This is a genomic window from Microbacterium sp. NPDC055910 (assembly GCF_042271185.1).
In the GTDB taxonomy this organism is placed as follows: domain Bacteria; phylum Actinomycetota; class Actinomycetes; order Actinomycetales; family Microbacteriaceae; genus Microbacterium.
Genome location: NZ_JBHJZS010000012.1, coordinates 48,743 through 71,015, shown reverse-complemented (window position 1 = coordinate 71,015; position 22,273 = coordinate 48,743). Strand labels below are relative to the sequence as shown.

22 protein-coding genes are annotated in these 22,273 nt (G+C 69.0%); 21 read left to right on the top strand and 1 reads right to left on the bottom strand.

Annotation, left to right across the window (positions count from 1 at the left end; genetic code table 11):
* Nucleotides 1-417 carry a DUF1844 domain-containing protein gene (locus tag ACFC3F_RS07720; protein ID WP_376128210.1) on the bottom strand — a complete coding sequence of 139 codons (417 nt, stop codon included), beginning with the start codon at nucleotides 415-417 and terminating at the stop codon, nucleotides 1-3.
* A gap of 249 nt (nucleotides 418-666) precedes the next feature.
* On the opposite strand from ACFC3F_RS07720, the gene infC reads away from it, so the two are divergent.
* From infC to ACFC3F_RS07615, 21 genes are all read left to right on the top strand, one after another.
* Nucleotides 667-1,278 (top strand): translation initiation factor IF-3, encoded by a 612-nt coding sequence (gene infC / locus ACFC3F_RS07715; RefSeq protein ID WP_376128227.1) that lies wholly within the window; start codon nucleotides 667-669, stop codon nucleotides 1,276-1,278.
* Nucleotides 1,279-1,346: 68 nt separating this feature from the next.
* Nucleotides 1,347-1,541, top strand: coding sequence for a 50S ribosomal protein L35 (gene rpmI, locus ACFC3F_RS07710; protein ID WP_376128208.1), 195 nt, complete (start codon nucleotides 1,347-1,349; stop codon nucleotides 1,539-1,541).
* Between the two features lie 30 nt (nucleotides 1,542-1,571).
* Nucleotides 1,572-1,955 (top strand): 50S ribosomal protein L20, encoded by a 384-nt coding sequence (gene rplT, locus ACFC3F_RS07705; RefSeq protein ID WP_376128206.1) that lies wholly within the window; start codon nucleotides 1,572-1,574, stop codon nucleotides 1,953-1,955.
* A gap of 187 nt (nucleotides 1,956-2,142) precedes the next feature.
* Complete coding sequence (locus ACFC3F_RS07700) at nucleotides 2,143-2,937, top strand: TrmH family RNA methyltransferase (protein ID WP_376128204.1); 795 nt, start codon at nucleotides 2,143-2,145, stop codon at nucleotides 2,935-2,937.
* A 72-nt stretch (nucleotides 2,938-3,009) separates the two neighbouring features.
* Complete coding sequence (locus ACFC3F_RS07695; RefSeq protein ID WP_376128202.1) at nucleotides 3,010-3,798, top strand: amino acid ABC transporter ATP-binding protein; 789 nt, start codon at nucleotides 3,010-3,012, stop codon at nucleotides 3,796-3,798.
* 61 nt (nucleotides 3,799-3,859) lie between these two features.
* Nucleotides 3,860-4,768, top strand: a complete 909-nt coding sequence (locus ACFC3F_RS07690; RefSeq protein ID WP_376128200.1) for a glutamate ABC transporter substrate-binding protein — start codon at nucleotides 3,860-3,862, stop codon at nucleotides 4,766-4,768.
* Between the two features lie 60 nt (nucleotides 4,769-4,828).
* A complete protein-coding gene (locus ACFC3F_RS07685) occupies nucleotides 4,829-5,476 on the top strand; it encodes an amino acid ABC transporter permease (RefSeq protein WP_376128198.1) in 648 nt (215 codons plus the stop codon).
* On the top strand, nucleotides 5,473-6,393 hold the full coding sequence (locus tag ACFC3F_RS07680) for an amino acid ABC transporter permease (RefSeq protein ID WP_376128196.1): 921 nt from the start codon (nucleotides 5,473-5,475) through the stop codon (nucleotides 6,391-6,393). The genes ACFC3F_RS07685 and ACFC3F_RS07680 overlap by 4 nt, the downstream gene beginning before the upstream one ends.
* A gap of 46 nt (nucleotides 6,394-6,439) precedes the next feature.
* A complete protein-coding gene (pheS, locus tag ACFC3F_RS07675) occupies nucleotides 6,440-7,489 on the top strand; it encodes a phenylalanine--tRNA ligase subunit alpha (protein ID WP_376128195.1) in 1,050 nt (349 codons plus the stop codon).
* Nucleotides 7,489-9,999, top strand: a complete 2,511-nt coding sequence (gene pheT, locus ACFC3F_RS07670) for a phenylalanine--tRNA ligase subunit beta (RefSeq protein WP_376128193.1) — start codon at nucleotides 7,489-7,491, stop codon at nucleotides 9,997-9,999. Before pheS ends, pheT begins: the two co-directional genes overlap by 1 nt.
* 251 nt (nucleotides 10,000-10,250) lie before the next feature.
* Complete coding sequence (locus ACFC3F_RS07665; protein WP_376128191.1) at nucleotides 10,251-11,426, top strand: N-acetyl-gamma-glutamyl-phosphate reductase; 1,176 nt, start codon at nucleotides 10,251-10,253, stop codon at nucleotides 11,424-11,426.
* Nucleotides 11,423-12,580 carry a bifunctional glutamate N-acetyltransferase/amino-acid acetyltransferase ArgJ gene (gene argJ / locus ACFC3F_RS07660; protein WP_376128189.1) on the top strand — a complete coding sequence of 386 codons (1,158 nt, stop codon included), beginning with the start codon at nucleotides 11,423-11,425 and terminating at the stop codon, nucleotides 12,578-12,580. Before ACFC3F_RS07665 ends, argJ begins: the two co-directional genes overlap by 4 nt.
* A gap of 13 nt (nucleotides 12,581-12,593) precedes the next feature.
* A complete protein-coding gene (gene argB, locus ACFC3F_RS07655) occupies nucleotides 12,594-13,493 on the top strand; it encodes an acetylglutamate kinase (protein WP_376128187.1) in 900 nt (299 codons plus the stop codon).
* A complete protein-coding gene (locus ACFC3F_RS07650; RefSeq protein WP_376128185.1) occupies nucleotides 13,490-14,686 on the top strand; it encodes an acetylornithine transaminase in 1,197 nt (398 codons plus the stop codon). Before argB ends, ACFC3F_RS07650 begins: the two co-directional genes overlap by 4 nt.
* Nucleotides 14,683-15,606: an ornithine carbamoyltransferase gene (gene argF, locus ACFC3F_RS07645; protein WP_376128183.1), complete on the top strand. Its 924-nt coding sequence runs from the start codon at nucleotides 14,683-14,685 to the stop codon at nucleotides 15,604-15,606. Before ACFC3F_RS07650 ends, argF begins: the two co-directional genes overlap by 4 nt.
* Before the next feature lie 13 nt (nucleotides 15,607-15,619).
* On the top strand, nucleotides 15,620-16,729 hold the full coding sequence (locus ACFC3F_RS07640) for a heparan-alpha-glucosaminide N-acetyltransferase domain-containing protein (protein WP_376128181.1): 1,110 nt from the start codon (nucleotides 15,620-15,622) through the stop codon (nucleotides 16,727-16,729).
* Between the two features lie 9 nt (nucleotides 16,730-16,738).
* Nucleotides 16,739-18,184, top strand: coding sequence for an argininosuccinate lyase (gene argH, locus ACFC3F_RS07635; protein WP_376128179.1), 1,446 nt, complete (start codon nucleotides 16,739-16,741; stop codon nucleotides 18,182-18,184).
* A 60-nt stretch (nucleotides 18,185-18,244) separates the two neighbouring features.
* Complete coding sequence (locus ACFC3F_RS07630) at nucleotides 18,245-18,892, top strand: SatD family protein (RefSeq protein ID WP_376128178.1); 648 nt, start codon at nucleotides 18,245-18,247, stop codon at nucleotides 18,890-18,892.
* Nucleotides 18,889-19,599: a hypothetical protein gene (locus ACFC3F_RS07625; RefSeq protein WP_376128176.1), complete on the top strand. Its 711-nt coding sequence runs from the start codon at nucleotides 18,889-18,891 to the stop codon at nucleotides 19,597-19,599. Before ACFC3F_RS07630 ends, ACFC3F_RS07625 begins: the two co-directional genes overlap by 4 nt.
* 45 nt (nucleotides 19,600-19,644) lie before the next feature.
* On the top strand, nucleotides 19,645-20,949 hold the full coding sequence (tyrS, locus tag ACFC3F_RS07620) for a tyrosine--tRNA ligase (protein WP_376128174.1): 1,305 nt from the start codon (nucleotides 19,645-19,647) through the stop codon (nucleotides 20,947-20,949).
* Nucleotides 20,950-20,952: 3 nt separating this feature from the next.
* A complete protein-coding gene (locus ACFC3F_RS07615; protein ID WP_376128173.1) occupies nucleotides 20,953-21,765 on the top strand; it encodes a DUF4184 family protein in 813 nt (270 codons plus the stop codon).
* Nucleotides 21,766-22,273: the final 508 nt, after the last annotated feature.

The following is a 22,273-nucleotide window of genomic DNA, read 5'->3' as shown; positions in this document are numbered from 1 at the left end:
TCAGGTGACCGGGCCGGTCCACTTCTCGCCGGGGCCCTTGCCGATCGGGTCTTCGATGACCGAGGCCTCGCGGAAGGCGAGCTGGAGCGAGCGCAGACCGTCGCGCAGCGAGCGCGCGTGCATGTCGCTGATCTCCGGAGCGCCGGCGGTGATGAGGCCCGCGAGCGCGTTGATGAGCTTGCGCCCTTCGTCGAGGTCGGTCTGCGCCGCGGGATCGTCGGCGAGGCCGACCTTGACCGCTGCGGCGCTCATGAGGTGCACGGCCGCCGTCGTGATGATCTCGACGGCGGGGACGTCGGCGATGTCGCGGGTCGCCGACGAGGCTGCGCGCTCCTGCTCCTCCCAGCGGCGGTGCCGCTCGTCGTCGTCGTCACCGCGCGCGGCATCCTGTGCTTCGTCATCCCGAATCGTGTTCACGCGACTCTTTCTGCTAGACTGTGGCGGTCTTCGGAGCGTTCTGCTCCGGAGTGGAAAGTGGATCACATCCCACCCGCGCTTGCCGCTCCAGGCTACCGGGTCTTGCACTCCGCCCCGCGCGCACAAACGCACGGGGCAGTCAGGGTGCAGCAAGCCGGCGCTCGCGCCGTCTGGGTGGAATGCTCCTCTTCCGCCCGCGACACACCCGTGCCGCGGTGCCGACACCCCGCACGATAAGAGGAGCTCCGCATCAGCGATCCCCGTACCAATGACCGCATCCGCGTCCCCGAGGTCCGTCTCGTGGGTCCCGCCGGAGAGCAGGTCGGCGTCGTCCGCATCGAAGTGGCGCTGCGTCTGGCGCAGGAGGCTGACCTTGATCTCGTCGAGGTGGCCCCGAACTCGAAGCCTCCCGTGGTCAAGATCATGGACTACGGCAAGTTCAAGTACGAGGCAGCGCAGAAGGCCAAGGAAGCACGTCGCAACCAGGCGAACACGGTCCTCAAAGAGGTCCGCTTCCGGCTGAAGATCGACGCGCACGACTACCAGACCAAGCGCAAGCGCGCCGAGGGCTTCCTCAAGACCGGCGACAAGGTGAAGGCGATGATCCTGTTCCGCGGTCGTGAGCAGTCGCGTCCCGAGCAGGGCGTGCGTCTGCTGCGCAAGTTCGCCGAGGATGTCGCCGAGTTCGGAACGGTCGAGTCGAGCCCCACGATCGACGGGCGGAACATGGTCATGGTGATCGCACCGCACAAGAACAAGTCCGAAGTGAAGACCGAGCAGAACGCCCAGCGCGCCGCCAACAAAGAGGCAGCACGTTCTTCTCGCTCGGGCTCGTCGGACGAAGACACCGACGCCGCATAGGCCCGCAGATTCCCGCTCCGGCGGGTTACGACTCCCGCCCCGGCGGGAAAGACAACGAAGGAAGAGAAATGCCGAAGCAGAAGACCCACTCGGGTGCCAAGAAGCGTTTCAAGGTCACCGGCAGCGGCAAGATCATGAGGCAGCAGGCGAACCTCCGCCACAACTTCGAGGGCAAGCCGACCAAGCGCACGCGCCGTCTGTCCGCCGACAAGATCCTGGCTCCCGGCGACGCCAAGGTCGCCAAGAAGCTCCTCGGTCTCTGAGCGCTCTCGCACGAATAGGAACGAAACGAAATGGCTAGAGTCAAGCGGGCCGTCAACGCCCAGAAGAAGCGTCGCGTCATCCTCGAACGCGCCTCCGGATACCGGGGTCAGCGTTCGCGCCTGTACCGCAAGGCGAAGGAGCAGGTCACCCACTCGCTCGTCTACGCGTACCGCGACCGCCGCAAGCGCAAGGGCGACTTCCGCCGCCTGTGGATCCAGCGCATCAACGCCGCTGCCCGCCAGAACGGCATCACGTACAACCGCTTCATCCAGGGCCTCGGCCTCGCGGGCGTGCAGGTCGATCGCCGCATGCTCGCCGAGCTCGCGGTGAACGAGCCGGCCACGTTCGCGTCGCTCGTCGAGACCGCGCGCAAGGCGCTGCCCGAGAACGTCAACGCGCCCAAGAGCGCCTGACCGACCCGGTCATCGCGGAGCGCCGCAGGCGCACATCGAAGGGCGTCCTCCTCCGGGAGGGCGCCCTTCGCCGTTCCCCGTCCCCATGACCGCGAGACTGCAGGGGGAGGCCGAGACTGCGGGTGAACCCCACGGTCTCGGCGCTCCGATGCGGTCTCGCGGTCACCGCGGGATCTATGCTGAGAGCGTGCTCGAGAACCCGCGGTCGCCCCGAGTACGCGCGGTGGCCAAGCTGACCAAACGCAGTGCGCGCCAGGAGACCGGGCTCTTCCTGCTCGAAGGACCGCAGGCCGCGCGCGAAGCGCTCGCCTACCGCCCGGACACGCTCGTCGAGGTGTTCGCGACACCCACGGCGTTCGAGAAGCACACCGACATCCGCGACGCCGCGACCGACGCCGGCGTCGAGGTCGTCTTCACGACCGAAGCCGTGCTCGACGCCATGGCCGACACGGTCACGCCGCAGGGCATCGTCGCCGTCGCCCGCCAGACGCCGACATCGGTGCGCGATGTGTTCGCGGCATCCCCCCGCCTCGTCGTGATCTGCGAGGAAGTGCGCGACCCCGGCAACCTCGGCACGATCATCCGAGCAGCGGATGCCGCCGGAGCCGACGCCGTCGTGCTGACCGGTCGCACGGTCGATCCCTACAACCCCAAGGTCGTCCGCGCCACGACCGGCTCGCTCTTCCACCTTCCCGTCGCCGTCGGCGTCGACCTCAGCGTGGCGATCGAACGGGCACGCGCGGCGGACGTGCGCGTCATCGCGGCCGACGTCGGAGGAGAGGACTTCCTCGCGGCGCGGACGCTGCTGGCAGAACCCACGGCGTGGCTGTTCGGAAACGAGGCGCGCGGCCTCGACGACGAGGCGCTCGCCCTGGTCGATCTGTCGCTGCGACTGCCCATCTACGGTGCCGCCGAATCGCTGAACCTCGCGACCGCCGCGAGCGTCTGCCTGTACGAGACGGCCTTCGCGCAGCGCGCGTGACTCCGGTCACGGATCGATAAAGCTCGGTGGCGACACCTGCATCGCGTCGGCACGCACCCGTAGGGTGTCGATATGACGACCTCCGATGCTGCGCCGAAGACGTCGAACATCAGCGTCAGGCGGGGTGACCCGCTCGTCGAGATCACCGACGTGCAGAAGCACTACGGCGATTTCCAGGCGCTCACCGACATCAACCTCACCGTGAACCGCGGTGAGGTCGTCGTCGTGATCGGGCCGTCCGGCTCGGGCAAGTCGACGCTGTGCCGCACGATCAACCGGCTCGAGACGATCACGAGCGGCAGCATCACGATCGACGGCAAAGAGCTGCCCAAAGAGGGCAAGGGGCTCGCCGCGCTGCGCGCAGACGTCGGCATGGTGTTCCAGTCGTTCAACCTCTTCTCGCACCTCACGATCCTCGAGAACGTCACGCTCGGCCCGCTCAAGGTCAAGGGCATGAAGAAGGCGGATGCCGACAAGCTCGCCACGCAGCTGCTCGATCGCGTGGGGGTCGGCCACCAGGCGTCCAAGCTCCCGGCACAGCTCTCGGGCGGGCAGCAGCAGCGCGTGGCGATCGCGCGGGCCCTCGCGATGCAGCCGAAGGTCATGCTGTTCGACGAGCCGACGAGCGCGCTCGACCCCGAGATGATCAACGAAGTGCTCGATGTCATGGTCGGCCTCGCGCACGACGGCATGACCATGATCGTCGTGACGCACGAGATGGGCTTCGCCCGCAAGGCGGCCGATCGCGTCGTGTTCATGGCCGACGGGCTCATCGTCGAAGAGGGCACGCCCGAGGAGTTCTTCACCAACCCGCGGAGCGACCGGGCGAAGGACTTCCTCTCGAAGCTGCTCACCCACTAGACCCCGCGCCCCCAGCACCGGGCGCGGCGCACAAAACGCATACGAAACCCAGGAGGATCACATGCGCAGAACACGTATCGGCGGCGCATTCGCCGGACTCGCCATCGCGGCGCTCGCCCTGACGGCGTGCAACAGCGGCACGCCGGGCACGGCCCCCGAAGACGGCGGAGACGGAACTGACGAAGGCACGGCCTGGTTCACCGTCGCCGAAGACGTCTCGATCGACGACAGCCCCACGTTCGATGCCATGACGAGCCGCGGTGGCGTCGTCGTCGGTGTCAAGGAGGACCAGCCGGGTCTCGGCTTCCTCGACGTCACGACGAACGAGCGCAGCGGCTTCGACGTCGACATCGCGCGTTGGATCGCCGCCTCGCTCGGTTTCGACGAAGCGGACATCGAGTTCAAGCCGATCGCCTCGGCCAACCGCGAGCAGGCGATCATGAACGGCGACATCGACTACTACGTCGGCACCTACTCGATCACCGACAGCCGCAAGGAGTCGATCGACTTCGCCGGACCGTACTTCATCACCGGTCAGGGCCTGCTCGTGGCAGCCGACAGCGACATCACCAGCGAGGACGACCTCGGCTCCGACACCAACGTGTGCTCGGCAACGGGTTCGACTCCGATCCAGAACATCAAGGAGAACTTCCCTGATGTCCCCACGACGGAGTTCGACGTCTACTCGCTCTGCGTCGAAGCCCTCATGAACGGACAGGTCGACGCCGTCACGACGGACCAGGCCATCCTCATCGGCTACGCCGCGCTGTACCCCGACGAGATCAAGGTCGTCGGCGAACCGTTCAGCGAGGAGCGCTACGGCGTGGGCGTGCCCAAGGGCGACGACGCGCTGCGCTCGCACATCAACACGCTGTTCACGGATGGCGGGGAGATCTGGCAGGCGATCTTCGACCGGAACCTCGGCGCATCCGGCATCGTGGTCGAGCAGCCCGCGGTAGACGCGTACTGATCGATCCTGGTCGGGCGTCCGTTCCGCGGGCGCCCGACCCACTCTGAAGAGGGGACGCACGTGGGCGTCATTTTCGACAACTGGGACCTTTGGGGACAGGCGCTGAGCAACACGCTCCTGCTGTTCTTCGCGGGTGGCGTGATGGCGCTCGTCCTCGGAACCCTCGTGGGCGCGATGCGCGTCTCGCCCATACCCATCGCGCGCGGCGTCGGCACGCTCTACGTAAATGTCGTGCGCAACACCCCTCTCACGCTGGTCTTCTTCTTCTTCGCCCTCGCCTACCCGCAGCTCGGTCTGTGGAACCCCGGATACACGGTTCTGGCGATATGGGCGCTGGGCATCTACACGGCGACCTACGTCGCCGAGGTGCTGCGCGCCGGTGTCAACACCGTTCCTCTCGGTCAGGCCGAAGCCGCCCGTGCGCTCGGTCTGGGCTTCGGTCAGGTGATGACGCTCGTCGTGCTTCCCCAGGCGTTCCGCTCCGTCGTGCCGCCCATGATGAGCGTGCTCATCGCGTTGCTGAAGAACACGACGGTTGCGGCGGGCTTCTCGGTGGCTGAGCTCGGAATCATCCGGGCCAACCTCTCCGAGCGCGGAGAGAACGCGCTGGTCGTCCTGCTCTGGGTCGCGGCGGTCTTCGTCGTCCTGGTACTGCTCCTGTCCTGGCTGCAGCGAACACTCGAGAACCGTTGGAGGATCGTGCGATGAGTTCCGTCCTGTACGACCTGCCCGGCCCTCGGGCTGTCATCCGCAACCGGATCCTCGGCATCGTGACGGTGCTCGCGATCGTCGCCGTCATCGGATTCGTCGTCTATCAGATGTTCATCACGGGGCAGCTGTCGCCCGAGAAGTGGTATATCTTCACCTTCGCCTCGGTGTGGGAGCAGATCGCCGCCGCCGCCGGCCGCACGCTCGCCGCCTTCGCCCTCGCCGCGGTGCTCAGCCTCGTCGTCGGGTTCACGCTCGCGATCGGCCGGCTGTCCGATCACGCGTGGGTGCGTGCGCCCTTCGTCTTCCTCGTCGAGATCTTCCGGGCGGTGCCCGTGCTGATCCTCATGATGCTGCTGTTCTACGGGCTCCCCGTCATCGGGGTGAAGATGGACCCGTATTGGGCGGTCGTGATCGCGCTCACGGTCTACAACGGCTCGGTGCTGGCCGAGGTCTTCCGCGCCGGCGTCGAGTCCGTCCCACGCGGCCAGCGCGAAGCGGGCTATGCGATCGGTCTGCGCAAGAACGGCGTCATGCGCCTCATCCTGCTGCCGCAGGCGGTGCGTGCCATGCTGCCCGTCATCGTCGCGCAGCTCGTCGTGACGCTCAAGGACACGGCTCTCGGTTCGATCATCACCTACAACGAACTGCTCTACTTCGGCCGTCTGCTGGGAAGCCAGGCACAGTACGACCGCCCGATCCTGCAGGCGGGCATCGTGATCGCGGTGATCTACATCTCGTTCTGCCTCATCCTGTCCGGCTTCGCGAAGTGGCTCGAGGTGCGCATGCGCCGCTCGCCGCGGATCGCTGCGGCTCAGACGACGATCGATCCGCTGCTGCAGGAGACGACCGACACCGAGCTCATCATCACGCAGCGCGAACGCGACACGCAGCGCAACGACACCCGAGGCGCCTGACCCGCCGCGCGCTGACGTCTGCCGCGCGTCGGTAGACTCGGTTCTCGTGTCCGACGCACCCGAGAACCCCACGATCACGCCCGAGGCGGTGGATGCCGCGGTGCAGGCCGCGCTCGAAGCCATCGCCGCAGCGGGTGACACCGCCGCGCTGAAGTCCGCCCGATCGGCGCACTCCGCCGAAGGCTCACCGCTCGCCCGGCTCAACGCCCAGCTGCGCAATGTCCCGAACGAGCGCAAGGCCGAGTTCGGCAAGCTCGTCGGGCAGGCGCGCGGGCGGGTGACGCAGGCGCTCGCCGCCCGCGAGCAGGAGCTCGTCGCGGCCGAGACCGCGGCTCAGCTCGAAGCCGAGCGGATCGACATCACGGCCCTCGCCGCGCGTGCCCGCGTCGGTGCGCGGCATCCGATCTCGCTGTTGCAGGAGCAGATCGCCGACATCTTCGTCGGCATGGGGTGGGAGATCGCCGAGGGCCCCGAGCTCGAGCACGAGTGGTACAACTTCGACGCCCTGAACTTCGACGTCGACCACCCGGCACGTCAGATGCAGGACACCTTCTTCGTCGACCCGGTCGCCCGGCATCTCGTCATGCGCACGCACACGAGCCCCGTCCAGGTGCGCTCGATGCTCGAGCGCGACCTGCCGATCTACGTGCTGTGCCCCGGGCGGGTGTACCGCACCGACGAGTTCGACGCGACGCATCTTCCGGTGTTCACGCAGTTCGAGGGCCTCGTCATCGACAAGGGCATCACGATGGCCCACCTCAAGGGCACGCTCGATCACGCCGCGAAGGTGCTCTTCGGCCCCGAGGCCAAGACGCGCTTCCGCGCCAACTACTTCCCCTTCACCGAGCCGTCGGCCGAGCTCGACCTGTGGCACCCGACCTTCACGGGCGGCGCGCGCTGGATCGAGTGGGGCGGATGCGGCATGGTCAACCCCAACGTGCTGCGCGCGGCGGGGATCGACCCGGAGGAGTACTCCGGCTTCGCTTTCGGCATGGGCATCGAGCGCACGCTCATGTTCCGCAGTGACGTCCAGGACATGCGCGACATGGCCGAGGGCGATGTCCGCTTCAGTGAGCAGTTCGGAATGGTGGTCTGATGCGCGTCCCGCTTTCGTGGTTGCGTGAGTACGTCGATGTCGCGGCGGATGCCACGCCCGAAGACGTCCTGGCGGCGCTCGTGTCCGTCGGCTTCGAAGAGGAGGACGTGCACGGATTCGAGCTGTCCGGCCCCATCGTCGTCGGTGAGGTCGTCGAGTACGTCGACGAACCGCAGTCCAACGGCAAGACGATCCGCTGGTGCCAGGTCGACGTCGGCACCGAGCACGGGGGAGTGCGCGGCATCGTGTGCGGCGCGCACAACTTCTTCGCCGGCGACAAGGTCGTCGTGACCCTGCCGGGCTCGGTCCTCCCCGGACCCTTCCCGATCGCGGCGCGCAAGACCTACGGGCACGTCTCGGACGGCATGATCGCCTCGGCCAAGGAGCTCGGACTCGGCGACGAGCACGCCGGCATCCTGCGCCTGGTCGAGCTCGGCATCGATGCGCCCTCGGGCACGGATGCGATCGCCCTGCTCGGACTCGATGATGTCGCCGTCGAGGTCAACGTGACCCCCGACCGGGGGTACGCCCTCTCGCTGCGCGGCATCGCCCGCGAGTACGCGCACGCCACGGGCGCGGCGTTCCGCGACCCGGGTCTGCGCGAGTGGGGTGACCTGCAGCAGCCCGCCGAGGGCTTCGCGGTCGCCGTTCGCGACGATGCGCCCATCCGCGGGCGCGTCGGCGCGTCGGAGTTCGCCGTGCGCATCGTGCGCGACGTCGACCCGACCAAGCCCACCCCGGCATGGATGGTCGCACGGCTCACGCTCGCCGGCATCCGCTCGCTCGGCGTCCTCATCGACATCACCAACTACGTCATGCTCGAGCTCGGCCAGCCGATCCACGGCTACGACCTCGACCGGCTCACGGGCGGCATCACGGTGCGCCGCGCGACCGAGGGCGAGACGCTCGAGACGCTCGACGGCAAGGTGCGCACGCTCAGCACGGAGGACCTGCTCATCACGGATGAGTCCGGTCCCATCGGTCTGGCCGGCGTCATGGGCGGCGGCACGACCGAGATGTCGGATGCCACGCGGAACGTGCTCATCGAAGCGGCGATCTTCGACACCGTCTCGATCGCGCGTACGGCCCGTCGTCACAAGCTGCCCAGCGAAGCGTCGCGGCGCTTCGAGCGCGGCGTCGACCCGCTCGTGCCCTTCGTGGCGGCGCGACGCGTTGCCGACCTCATGGTCGAGTACGCCGGCGGCACGCTGGACACCGCCGTCGGCGGCGCGCTGTTCGCTGACGTCCAGATCGCGGGAGTCGCGCTTCCGGCCGGGTTCGTCGAGGGGCTCATCGGCGTCGACTACACCCGTGAGGAGATCGTCGCGGCCCTCGAGATGATCGGATGCGACGTCACCGAGCGTGACGGGGAGTGGATCGTCATCCCGCCGTCCTGGCGCCCCGACCTCACCGACAAGTGGACTCTCGCCGAAGAGGTCGCCCGCATCGAGGGGTACGACCGCATCCCCTCGGTGCTGCCGACGCCGCCGTCGGGTCGCGGGCTCACGCTCGCCCAGCAGGGCCGCCGCCGCGTCGCGAACGCGCTCGCCGCGGCCGGCTATGTCGAGACCCCGTCCTTCCCCTTCACGACCGAGGCCGACAATGACCTGCACGGGTCGGCGTCCGGCGAGCACGTGCCTTCGGTCAAGCTCGCGAACCCGCTCGACGGACAGCATCCGTTCTTGCGCCGCTCGCTTGTGCCCGCTCTGCTGCAGGTCGCGCACCGCAACCAGTCGCGCGGTCTCACCGACCTCGCTCTGTTCGAGACCGGCACCGTGTTCCTGCCCGAGCCGGGTCGCGACTACGGCACGACGGCCGTACCGCCGCTGGCGGTTCGTCCCGACGCAGCGACGCTCACCGAGATCGACGCATCGATCCCCGCGCAGCCTCGGCACGTCGCGGTGCTGCTCACCGGCACGGTCGTCGCGAAGCAGCCCGGACAGCCCGCCGTCACGGCGGGCATCGCTGACGCCCTCGACGCCGTCCGCACGATCGCGCACGCGGCGGGCGTCGATATCGAGGTCGCCCAGGCTCAGCGTGCGGCCCTGCACCCCGGTCGCACCGGCATCCTCTCGGTCGGAAGCACCGCGGTCGGCTACGTCGGCGAAGTGCTGCCCGCCGTCGCCGAGGCGGTCGACCTGCATGGCCGCGTCGTCGTCGCCGAGCTCGACCTCGACCTCGTGCTGCAGCTCGCGGGCGAGCGCGTGGTCGCGGCATCCCTCTCGGGATACCCGGCTGCGACGCAGGACATCTCACTCGTCGTCGCCGACGACCTCGCCGCCGCCGAGGTGCGCGCGGCGCTCGTCGAAGGGGCGGGGGAGCTGCTCGAATCGCTGCGCCTCGTCGATGACTACCGCGGCGCGGGTGTGCCCGAAGGGAGTAAGAGCCTGACGTTCGCGCTGCGCTTCCGGGCGCCCGATCGCACACTCACGGCCGCCGAGGCGACGGACGCGAAGCTCGCGGGCCTCGCCATCGCCGCCGACCGTTTCGGCGCGACCTTGCGCGAGTGACCCGCAACGGCGAGTTGCGGATGCCGCGGTTCGAGGGCTATCGTCGGCGCATGCCTTCGGCGATGCTCCCGCTCCTCACGCGGTTCTCGAGCGCGCTGAACGGCGCGGGCCCGGCACCCGCGCGCCGACGTCTGGGCGGCCGCCGACTCTAGACGACCCCGCGATCCGCCGTGCGGCGGGCCCCCGACGATGTCGTGGGACGCGGGCGTCGCCGCCACCGGCACCCGACCCCAGACTCTAAGGTGGAATCCATGACATATTCGGTCGCCGTCTCCGGCGCATCCGGCTATGCGGGCGGTGAGATCCTTCGGATACTCGCCGCGCATCCCGACGTCGAGATCCGCACCGTGACCGCGCATTCGAACGCGGGACAGCCGCTCATCCAGCACCAGCCGCACGTGCGCTCGCTCGCGCATCTGACGCTGCGCGAGACGACGCCCGAGGTCCTCGCGGGGCACGACATCGTCTTCCTCGCCCTGCCGCACGGTCAGTCCGGCCAGTACACCGACGCCCTCGGTGACACGGCGCTCGTGATCGACGCCGGCGCCGACCACCGGCTCGAATCCGTCACGGACTGGGACCACTTCTACGGCGGCGACTTCCACGAGCCGTGGGTGTACGGGGTGCCGGAGCTGCCGGTTGCCGGTACGAAGCAGCGCGACCGGCTCGTCGGTGCGACGCGCATCGCCGCTCCGGGCTGCAACGCCTCGACCGTCAGCCTGAGTCTTGCGCCCGGGGTCGCAGCGGGCGTCATCGACCCGTCCGACATCGTCACCGTGCTCGCGGTCGGACCCAGCGGCGCGGGCAAGAGCCTCAAGACGAACCTTCTGGCCAGCGAGATCCTCGGCACGGCCAATCCCTACGCCGTCGGCGGCACGCACCGGCACATCCCCGAGATCCGGCAGGCGCTCGCCGCGGCGCGGAGGGGCGACCCTTCGGCAAGCTCAGGGACCGGGGGTGCACGCTCAGGGACCGGGGGCGACCCTTCGGCAAGCTCAGGGACCGGGGGCGCAAGCTCAGGGACCGGGGCAACACGCTCAGGGGCCGGGGCGGCTGACGAGGGGATCCGCGTCTCGTTCACGCCCGTCATCGTGCCCATGGCGCGCGGCATCCTCGCGACGTCGACCGCGCCGATCGTGCCGGGAGCGTCCGACGCGGCGATCCGCGACGCGTGGCAGGCGGCCTACGGCGGTGAGACGTTCGTGCAGCTCCTGCCGGAGGGGCAGTTCCCGCGCACCGCCGACGTCATCGGCGCCAACACCGCCCTCATGGGCCTCGCGATCGATCGGCCGGCGAACCGCGTCGTCGTCGTCACCGCCGTCGACAATCTCACCAAGGGCACGGCGGGTGCCGCCGTGCAGTCCATGAACATCGCGCTCGGGCTCGCCGAAGCCACGGCGCTGAGCGTGAACGGAGTCGCGCCGTGAGCGTCACGACACCCCGGGGTTTCGAAGCGGCCGGAGTCGCCGCCGGACTCAAATCGACGGGCAAGCCCGATGTCGCCGTCGTCGTCAACCGCGGTCCGCTCAAGGTGGGCGCGGCGGTGTTCACGAGCAACCGCGCGAAGGCCAACCCCATCCTGTGGTCGGAGCGGGCCATCCAAGACGGTGTCGTCGAGGCGATCGTGCTCAACTCCGGCGGCGCGAACTGCTTCACGGGCGCGTTCGGGTTCCAGACGACGCACGAGACGGCCGAGAAGGCGGCGACGCTCCTCGGAGTGAGCGCGGGCGACATCCAGGTGTGCTCGACGGGGCTCATCGGCACGGGCGACGAGGTCTTCCGCGCGAAGGTGCTCGCCGGCACCGAGCAGGCGATCGCCGAACTCTCGGACGACGGCGGAGCCGCGGCATCCGAAGCCATCATGACGACCGACTCGCGCGCCAAGACGACCTCGGTCGCCGGTGACGGCTGGGCCATCGGCGGGATCGCGAAGGGCGCCGGGATGCTGGCACCCGGCCTCGCGACGATGCTCGTGGTCCTCACGACCGACGCCGTCCTGACGGCCGCCGAAGCCGATGCCCACCTCCGGGCGGCGACGCGCATGAGCTTCGACCGGCTCGACTCGGACGGCTGCATGTCCACGAACGACCAGGTCACCCTCATGGTGAGCGGGGCCTCCGGCGTGACGCCGGATCCGGATGCGTTCCGCCAGGCGCTCATCGACGTGTGCACCGACCTCGCCGTGCAGCTGCAGGGTGACGCCGAGGGCGCGGGGCACGACATCACGATCCAGGTCATCGGCGCGGCATCCGAAGACGACGCGGTCGAGGTGGGCCGCTCGGTCGCCCGCAACAATCTCTTCAAAGCGGCGGTCTTCGGCAACGACCCGAACTGGGGACGCGTGCTCGCCGCCATCGGCACGACCGCCGCGGCCTTCGATCCGTACGACGTGGACGTGTGGATGAACGGCGTGCGGGTGTGCACGCAAGGCGGACCCGACCGGCCGCGCGACGACGTCGACCTGACGCCGCGCGCGACGGCCCTGCTGATCGACCTCAAGACGGGCGCTGCCGCGGCGACGATCTACACGAACGACCTCACGCACGACTACGTCCACGAGAACAGCGCGTACTCCTCATGAACAAGCAGGCCTCATGACCGACATCCAGGACACCGACCCCGCCGAGGCGAGCGTGAAGGCGGCGACGCTCATCGAGTCCCTGCCGTGGCTGCGCCGCTTCCGCGACCAGATCATCGTCATCAAGTACGGCGGCAACGCGATGGTCTCCGAGGAGCTGCAGGACGCCTTCGCCGCCGACATCGCCTATCTCCGGTATGTCGGGGTCAAGCCGGTCGTCGTGCACGGGGGAGGCCCGCAGATCTCGTCGATGCTCGATCGCCTCGAGATCCCGAGCGAGTTCAAGGGCGGCTACCGTGTCACGAGCACGGAGGCCATCTCGGTCGTGCGCATGGTGCTGACCGGGCAGATCAATCCGCAGCTCGTGAGCAAGATCAACGCGCACGGCCCCGTCGCGACGGGATTGAGCGGTGAGGACGCGGGGCTGTTCGGCGGACGGCGCCGCGGCGTCGTGATCGAGGGGATCGAACACGACCTCGGCCGAGTCGGCGATGTCGTCCATGTCGACCCGCAGCAGGTGCTCGACCAGATCGCCGCGGGACGGATCCCCGTCGTCTCATCGATCGCGCCCGACCTCGACCAGGCCGGACACTCGCTCAACGTGAACGCGGATGCCGCGGCATCCGCGCTCGCCGTTGCTCTGGGCGCCGCGAAGCTCGTCATCCTGACCGACGTCGCCGGCCTCTATGCCGACTGGCCGAACCGCGACTCGCTCGTCTCGCACATCACCTCGACCGCGCTGCGCGACATGCTGCCGCAGCTGGAATCAGGGATGATCCCGAAGATGAACGCGTGCCTCGAGGCGGTCGAGGGCGGCGTCGAGACCGCCGCGATCATCGACGGACGGGTGCCGCACTCGGTGCTCGTCGAGATCTTCACCAGCAAAGGAATCGGAACAGAGGTGGTCAGCGCATGACCTGGCAGGACGACGAAGGACGAGACCTCGTCCGCAGCTTCGCACCGCGGATGGCGATGCTCGTCCGCGGCGAGGGCTCGCACGTGTGGGACGCCGACGACCGCCGCTACCTGGACTTCCTCGCGGGCATCGCCGTCACCTCACTCGGCCATGCGCACCCCGTCTTCGTCGACGCCGTCGCGTCGCAGGCGGCGACCCTCACGCACGTCTCGAACTTCTTCGCCACGCCGCCGCAGCTCGAGCTCGCCGCGCGGCTCAAGCGCCTCGCGGGCACGGGCGACGCGGGCCGGGTGTACTTCGGCAACTCCGGTGCCGAGGCCAACGAGGCCGCCTTCAAGCTCGCCCGTTTGCACGGCGGCGCGGAACGTCCGCGCATCCTGGCGCTCACCGACGCCTTCCACGGTCGCACGATGGGCACGCTCGCACTGACGGGCAAGCCCGCGATGCAGGAGCCGTTCCTGCCGATGACGCCGGGCGTCGAGTTCATCGACTCGACCGTCGAAGCGCTCGAAGCGGCGATCGACGATCGGGTGGCCGCCCTGTTCATCGAACCGGTCAAGGGCGAAGCGGGCGTCGTCGAGCTTCCCGCCGGCTACCTCGAAGCGGCCCGTGAGCTCACCGCTCGGCACGGCGCGCTGCTCGTGATCGACGAGATCCAGACCGGCGCGGGGCGCACGGGGGAGTGGTTCGCCTTCCAGCGCGCCGGCATCGTGCCCGACGCGATCACGGTCGCCAAGGGCATCGGCGGCGGCTTCCCCATCGGCGCGCTCATCACGTTCGAGCCGGCCAGCGAGCTGTTCTACCCGGGCACGCACGGCACGACGTTCGGCGGCAACGCGCTCGGCACCGCTGCGGCCAACGCCGTGCTCGGCGAGATCGAGCGGGCGGACCTCCTCGCCAACGCCGCCGAGCGCGGCGCGCAGCTGAGGCGGATCATCGCGGGCATCGACTCACCGCTCGTGACCGGATGCCGCGGCCTCGGGCTGCTCATCGGCGTGAGCCTGCGGCATCCCGTCGCGAAGCAGGTCGTCGACGCCGCGCTGCACCGCGGGCTCATCGTCAACGCCCCGAACGACTCCACTATCCGGCTCGTGCCGGCACTGAACATCGGCGACGTCGAGCTCGACGAGTTCGAGACGCTCTTCGCGGCAGCCCTGTCGGCCGTCGAGGCAGACCTGGAAGGAACCGCATGACCCGTCATCTGCTCCGCGACGACGATCTGACGCAGGCCGAGCAGAGCGAGATCCTCGATCTCGCCCTCGCTCTCAAGCAGGACCGCTGGGCCGACAAGAGCCTCGCGGGGCCGCAGACCGTCGCCGTCATCTTCGACAAGTCGTCGACGAGGACGCGGGTCTCCTTCGCGGTCGGCATCGCCGATCTGGGCGGATCGCCGCTCATCATCTCGACGGCCAACAGTCAGCTCGGCGGCAAGGAGACCCCCTCCGACACGGCGCGCGTCCTCGAACGCCAGGTCGCCGCGATCGTGTGGCGCACCTACGCGCAATCGGGTCTCGAGGAGATGGCGCGGGGCACGCGCGTGCCCGTCGTGAACGCACTCTCGGACGACTTCCACCCGTGCCAGCTGCTGGCTGACCTGCTGACGATCCGCGAGCACAAGGGCGAGCTGAAGGGGTTGACCCTCGCTTTCTTCGGGGACGGCAAGTCGAACATGGCGCACTCCTACGTCCTGGCGGGGGCGACGGCCGGAATGCACGTCCGCGTCGCATCGCCCGAAGAGTACGCTCCGCGCGACGACGTCGTCGCCGATGCCGACCGCCGTGCCGCCGAGACCGGGGGGTCGGTGACTCTGTATACCGATCCCAACGAGGCGGCCGCAGGTGCCGATGTCATCGTGACCGACACGTGGGTGTCGATGGGCAAAGAAGAAGAGAAGCTCGCGCGGCTGCGCGATCTCGGCGCCTACAAGGTGACCGAGGAGTTCATGCAGCTCGCCGATTCCGACGCCATCTTCATCCACTGCCTGCCGGCCGATCGCGGCTACGAAGTCGATTCCGAGGTCATCGACGGCCCGCAGAGCGTCGTCTGGGACGAGGCGGAGAACCGCCTGCACGCGCAGAAGGCCCTCCTGGTCTGGCTGCTCCGGCAGCCCTGATCCGCTCATGACGGTGAACCGGTCTTCGACGGCCTCCCGCGCGTGGCTCGCGTCGCGCTGGGAGCGGTTGAACGGCGCGGCGCGAGTCGCCGGCATCGACCTCGCTCGCGGCCTCGCCGTGATCGGCATGCTGACGGCCCACCTCATCGCCATCGACGTCGCGTTCGAGTGGCCCGAACCCGACTCGTGGATCGCCGTGGTCGACGGGCGCTCGTCGATCCTGTTCGCGACCCTCGCGGGCGTCTCGATCGGCCTCGTGACCGGGGGAGCGACGCCGCTGCGAGGATCGCCCATGATGATCGCGCGGCTGCGCCTCGCCGTGCGGGCGGGGCTGCTGTGGATCCTCGGCATCCTGCTCATCGAGACAGGTGTCCCCGTCTACGTCATTCTGCCGGCCTACGCGATCATGTTCCTGGTCGCGCTCGCCTTCGTGTCGTTCGGCGCCCGCACCCTGCTCGTGCTCGCGGGAGCGCTCGGCGTCATCATGCCGTTCGTGCAGTTCCTGCTCGACGGGCTGCCCGTGTGGTCGAGCGTTGCGGGCAACGACCTGTCGCTCGCCCTGGGCTGGCACTATCCCTTCACGGTCTGGATCGCCTTCGTCCTGGCGGGGCTCGGCGTCGCGCGAGCCGACATCCGCCGCGCGCGTGTCCAATTCCGGATGCTGCTGTGGGGGAGCGTGCTGTCTCTCTTCGGCTACGGTGTCGGGCGCGGCATCGAGGCGACCGAGGGAGCGCTGCGGGTCGATCCCCATTCGAGCGGACTGTTCGAGGTGATCGGGTCGGGCGGGTTCGCCATCGCGGTGATCGGCGGATGCCTGCTGCTGTGCCGCACGGCCGTGACCTGGGTCGTGCTGCCGCTGCGGGCGGTGGGGGCGATGCCGCTCACGGCCTACACGGCTCAGCTGGTCGCCTGGGCTGTCATCGCGACCGTGGTCCTCGGGCGCGCGGGGGATCTCGGCGGCTTCCGGGCGCTCGAGCCGTTCTGGCCCATGACGCTCATCCTCGTCGCCGCCTGCACGGTGTGGGCGCTGCTCATCGGGCGCGGTCCGCTCGAGTGGGTGCTCGACCGCGTCGCCCGGCTCGTCGTGCGCTCCGGCGGCGATCGCCCGCGGTCGCGCCGATAGGCTGTCGGAGTGAGCGACGACACCCCGACGACCGATGGCCACGGCACCAACGAGGGCGCACTGTGGGGAGCGCGATTCGCCTCGGGACCGGCCCCCGAGCTGGTCGTGCTGAGCCGCTCGACGCACTTCGACTGGGACCTCGCACTGTACGACATCGCGGGATCGCACGCGCACGCGAAAGCGCTCGCCGCGGCAGGGTACCTCACCGTCGACGAAGAGCACGCGATGCACGTGGGCCTCGACGCACTGGCGCGCGGTGTCGCCGACGGCACCCTCGTCGCTGCCGAATCGGACGAAGACGTGCACGGCGCACTGGAGCAGGCGCTCATCGCCGAGCTGGGTCCCGAGCTCGGCGGCAAGCTGCGCGCCGGCCGCAGCCGCAACGACCAGATCGCGACGCTCGTGCGGATGTATCTGCTCGACCATGCGCGCACGATCGCGCGCGACATCCTGCGCGTCGTCGACGCGATCGTCGCGCAGGCAGAGGCCCATTCCGCGGCCATCATGCCGGGACGCACGCACCTGCAGCACGCGCAGCCGGTCCTGCTCGCCCACCACCTGCAGGCGCATGCCTGGCCGCTCGTGCGCGAGGTCGAGAGGCTGCGCGACTGGGCGGCCCGTGCCGCCGTCTCGCCGTACGGCGGAGGCGCCCTCGCGGGATCGACCCTCGGGCTCGATCCTCAGCTCGTCGCGACCGAACTCGGCCTCGATCGGCCCGCCGAGAACTCGATCGATGGAACGTCGGCCCGCGACGTCGTGGCGGAGTTCGCCTTCATCGCGGCGATGATCGGCGTCGATCTGTCGCGGTTCGCCGAAGAGATCATCCTGTGGAACACGCGGGAGTTCGGCTTCGTCACGCTCGACGACCGCTACTCGACCGGCTCCAGCATCATGCCCCAGAAGAAGAACCCCGACATCGCCGAGCTGGCGCGAGGCAAAGCCGGCCGGCTCATCGGCAACCTCTCCGGTCTCCTCGCCACGCTCAAGGCTCTTCCGCTGGCGTACAACCGCGACCTGCAGGAAGACAAGGAACCCGTGTTCGACTCGGTGCGCACGCTCGAGACGGTGCTGCCGGCGTTCGCGGGCATGGTCGCGACCATGCGGTTCGACACCGATCGCATGGCGGAGCTCGCACCGCAGGGCTTCTCACTCGCGACCGACGTCGCCGAGTGGCTCGTCAAGCGCGGAGTCCCCTTCCGCGACGCGCATGAGATCTCGGGTTCGCTCGTGCGCGCGTGCGAGACGCGGGGGATCGGACTCGAGGATGCCTCGGACGACCTTCTCGCCGAGGTGTCGGCGCATCTGAACCCCGACGTACGCAGCGTGCTCACGATCGAGGGCTCCGTCGCGAGCCGCGATGGGGTCGGCGGAACAGCGCCCGAGCGGGTCGCCGAGCAACGTGCACAGCTGGTCGAGCGCGTGCAGTCCGCAGCCCGCGTTCTCGGTCTGAACTGATCATCCAGATAAATAAGCCCTAGGCTTTTCATTTGCATACATAAGCTATAGCCTGATCCTATGCAGATCGCTGTCATCGCCGACATCATCGGGTCGCGCCGACTTCCCGACCGCGACCATGCGCAGCGCGATCTCGACGACACGATCGCGGGCGTGCACGCCCACTTCCCTCTCGCGCTGGACCCCCTGCACCCGACTGTCGGTGATGAACAGCAGGCGACCTATCCGACGCTGGACGCCGCTCTCACCTCGCTCCTGCTGCTGCGGCTCGCGCTGCCCGAGGGCATCGAATGCCGCTTCGGCGTCGGGGTCGGCGATCTCGAGGTCGTGCGGACTGCCGCCGGCAGCATCCCCGAGGGTCCCGGCTGGTGGGCGGCGCGCGACGCGATCGAGATCGTCCACGGCCTGCAGAAGCGCACCGCGCCGAGCGCGCGCACGTGGGTCGCCGCCGCGGCAGGGCATGATGCCGCCATGGCACAGACCGTCCGGCTCGCGAACGCCTACGCGCTGTCGCGCGACCACGTCGTGGGCGCCATGAGCGCACGCGCCCGTCGCCTGACCTACGGCCGGTGTCGCGGTCAGACGCAGGCCGACCTCGCGCGGGCGGAGGGCATCAGCCAATCGGCCGTGTCACAGGCCCTCGCGACCGCCGGCGCCGGCTCGATCATCGAGGGGCTCGCGCAGCTCGCCCGCGAGGTGCGCACATGATCGCGGCCGGCCTCGCGCTCCTTGCGGTCGGCGTCGCCGACCTGATCCGCCAATTCCAGACCACGCGGCGCCGTTGGATCGCAATGGCGCTCGCCGCGGTGGTGATCTTCCTCGTCGCGGTGCTCGTCGACGCCGCCGTCTGGGGTCTGGTCGCGCTCGCCGTCGCGGCGGCGTGGGTGCTCACGATGCCCGCTCGAGGCGGGGCCCGGGCCGGGCTGTGGCCCGTCGGTCTGTTCGGGGCCGCCTTGGCGGGGGCCGTCATCGTCGCCGGTCCGCGAGCGGCGACGACCGCTTTCGACACGCTGTGGGCGCTGCCGGCACCCGGCGAGAGCGTGCCTGTGGACCTGCTCGTGCTCGTTGTCGGCGCCGTGGCGTTCCTGCTCGAATCCAGCAACATCGTCGTGCGCACGGCTTTGCGCGCCGAGCACACGGCGGTCCCGGACGAGACCGAGGCCCCAGCTGCAGGCGGACTCAAAGGCGGGCGTCTCATCGGGCCGCTGGAGCGCGTGATCGTCTTCGCACTCATGCTCACGGGCGCGTACACCCTCATCGCCGCCGTCCTCGCGGCGAAGGGCATCGTCCGCTTCCCCGAGATCTCGCGCGACAGCACCGACGGCAACCGAGCCGAGTTCTTCCTCGTCGGCAGTCTCGTCAGCTGGGTGCTCGCCCTCGCCGCGGCGTTGCTCGTCTGGTGGGCGGCGCGCTGACGACCTCTGTCCGTGGCATCCGTCGCCGCTGATAGCCTGAAACGCGTGTCATCCAGCCTCGTGAGCGCGACCGCGCCTGCCAACGATCCGACGTTCGAGAACGTCTGGGACGAAATCGTCTGGCGCGGACTCGTGCATGTGTCCACCGATCAGGATGCGCTGCGCGCGCTGCTCTCGGGTGACCCGATCACGTATTACTGCGGCTTCGATCCGACCGCGCCGAGTCTTCACCTGGGCAATCTCGTCCAGCTGCTTCTGCTGCGCCGACTGCAGCTGGCCGGCCACAAGCCGCTCGGACTGGTCGGCGGGTCCACGGGCCTCATCGGCGATCCGCGTCCGTCGGCCGAGCGCACTCTGAACACGCGCGAGACGATCGAGGAGTGGGTCACGCGTCTGCGCTCGCAGGTCGAGCGATTCCTCAGCTTCGACGGCGACAACGCGGCGCGCCTGGTCAACAACCTCGACTGGACCGCGCCGCTGAGCGCGATCGACTTCCTTCGCGAGGTCGGCAAGCACTACCGCGTCGGCACGATGCTCAAGAAGGATGCCGTCGCGGCCCGTCTGAACTCCGAGGCCGGCATCAGCTACACCGAGTTCAGCTACCAGATCCTGCAGGGCATGGACTACCTCGAGCTTCACCGCCAGTACGACTGCGTGCTGCAGACGGGCGGCAGCGACCAGTGGGGCAATCTCACCAGCGGCACGGATCTGATCCACCGCGTCGAGGGTGTGGCGGTGCACGCCATCGGCACGCCGCTGATCACCAACAGCGACGGCACCAAGTTCGGCAAGAGCGAAGGCAATGCGATCTGGCTGGATGCCACGATGTGCAGCCCGTACCGGATGTACCAGTTCTGGCTCAACACCGACGATGCCGACGTCGTCTCGCGACTCAAGGTGTTCACGTTCCTCACGCGCGACGAGATCGAGGAGTACGAGCGGCTCGTCGCCGCCGAACCGTTCCGCCGCGAGGCGCAGCGCCGGCTCGCCCGCGAGGTCACGACCTACGTGCACGGTGTCGAGGCGACGTCGGCCGTGATCGCGGCATCCGATGCGCTTTTCGGTCAGGGGGATCTGCACGCGCTCGACGCGGCGACGCTGCGCACGGCGCTCGATGAGCTGCCGAACACGAGCGTTCCCCGCGGGACCGCCGTGACCCAGGCGCTCGTCGAGACGGGACTCGTCGCAAGCCTGTCCGAAGCCCGCCGCGCCATCGCGCAGGGTGGTGTCTCGGTCGACGGCGTCAAGGTCGCGGGCGAGGATGCCGAAATCACGGGGGCGCTTCCCGGCGGGGTGTCTGTGCTGCGCCGCGGCAAGAAGACGCTGGCCGGCGTCTTCGTCGACGCCTGAGGAATGCCGTTCACCCCGAGCCACGCTGTCGTCGCGCTGCCGTTCGTACGGACGCCGCTCGTGCCGGCGGCGATCGCGATCGGGGCGATGACCCCGGATCTGCCGCTGTTCGTCCGGGGACTGCCGTTGCACTACGGCCGCACGCATGACCTGACCTGGATCGCGGCGACCGTCCTGCTCGCTTTCGTCCTTCTGCTCGTCTGGCGCTGCCTGCTGCGGCCGGCGGTGCGCGAGCTGTCACCGCGCCGGCTCGCCGAGAGGCTTCCCGGCGAATGGGATGCCCCCGTGGCCGGCGCCCTGCGCGAGACCATCGGATACGCGAGATCGGGCGGCTTCTCGGGGCGCGCGCTCACGATGACGATCCTCTCGCTCGTGTTCGGCGTCGTGACCCACATCGTGTGGGACCTGTTCACCCACGAAGGGCGCTGGGGCGTGGACCTCGTCCCGATGCTCGACGAGCGGTGGGGTCCGCTGGCGGGGTATGCCTGGCTCCAGCACGGATCCAGCGTGCTCGGACTCGCGATCATCGGTGCCTGGATGCTCGTCTGGTTCGTTCGAGCGGATGCTGTCGCACCGGTCGTGCGCGTTCTCCCCGCGTGGGTGCGCGGAGCGTGGTGGCTCTCGCTGCCGGCGATCCTCATCGGCGGATGGTGCTGGGGGCTCGCGCAGTTCGGGCCGCTCGACGAGGACTTCACGGCGGCGCACCTGGCGTACCGCGTGCTTCCGCCCGCGTGCGCCGTGTGGGGTGCGGCCACTGTCGCGTTGGCGATCCTCGCCCAGGTACGGCGGTCAGCCCTGCGCCGTGTCGGCCGGTGATCGAGTGTGCCGGCGGGAAATCGCGGAATCATGCGGCGACACGCCCGGGATGCGAGCAAGATTTGCCGTACCTCTGGGAGCCACGTAACTTAGTACTCGTTCGCCCCACAGGGAAGCGGAGAGGCCGAGAGCCTTACCCCCCTCAAGTGGAGAACCAGCCCCATTCTTATCCTCTTGAGGATCGCGGCCTTCGGGTCTAGGATGGAGGATCCCACTCCTCGAAGCTTGCGAAGAGTGCTGACCGGAGACTCTGAAACAGTCACGGTGAGCCGATTTGACAAGCAGAGCGAGAGGGGTAAGATAGAGAAGTTGCCCTGCGGGCGGAGCTGAGAGGCCGAGTAGCAGGAGCATCCGATCCTTGAGAACTCAACAGCGTGCACTTGTCAAATGCCAAATTACCTCGTTCCAGCTTTGCTGGATGAGATTCCTTTGGATCAAAGTCCGGCCTTCGGGTCGGCAACGGATATGTCAGCAATGGCATCCATTTGGTCAGTTCAAACTCGCTGCT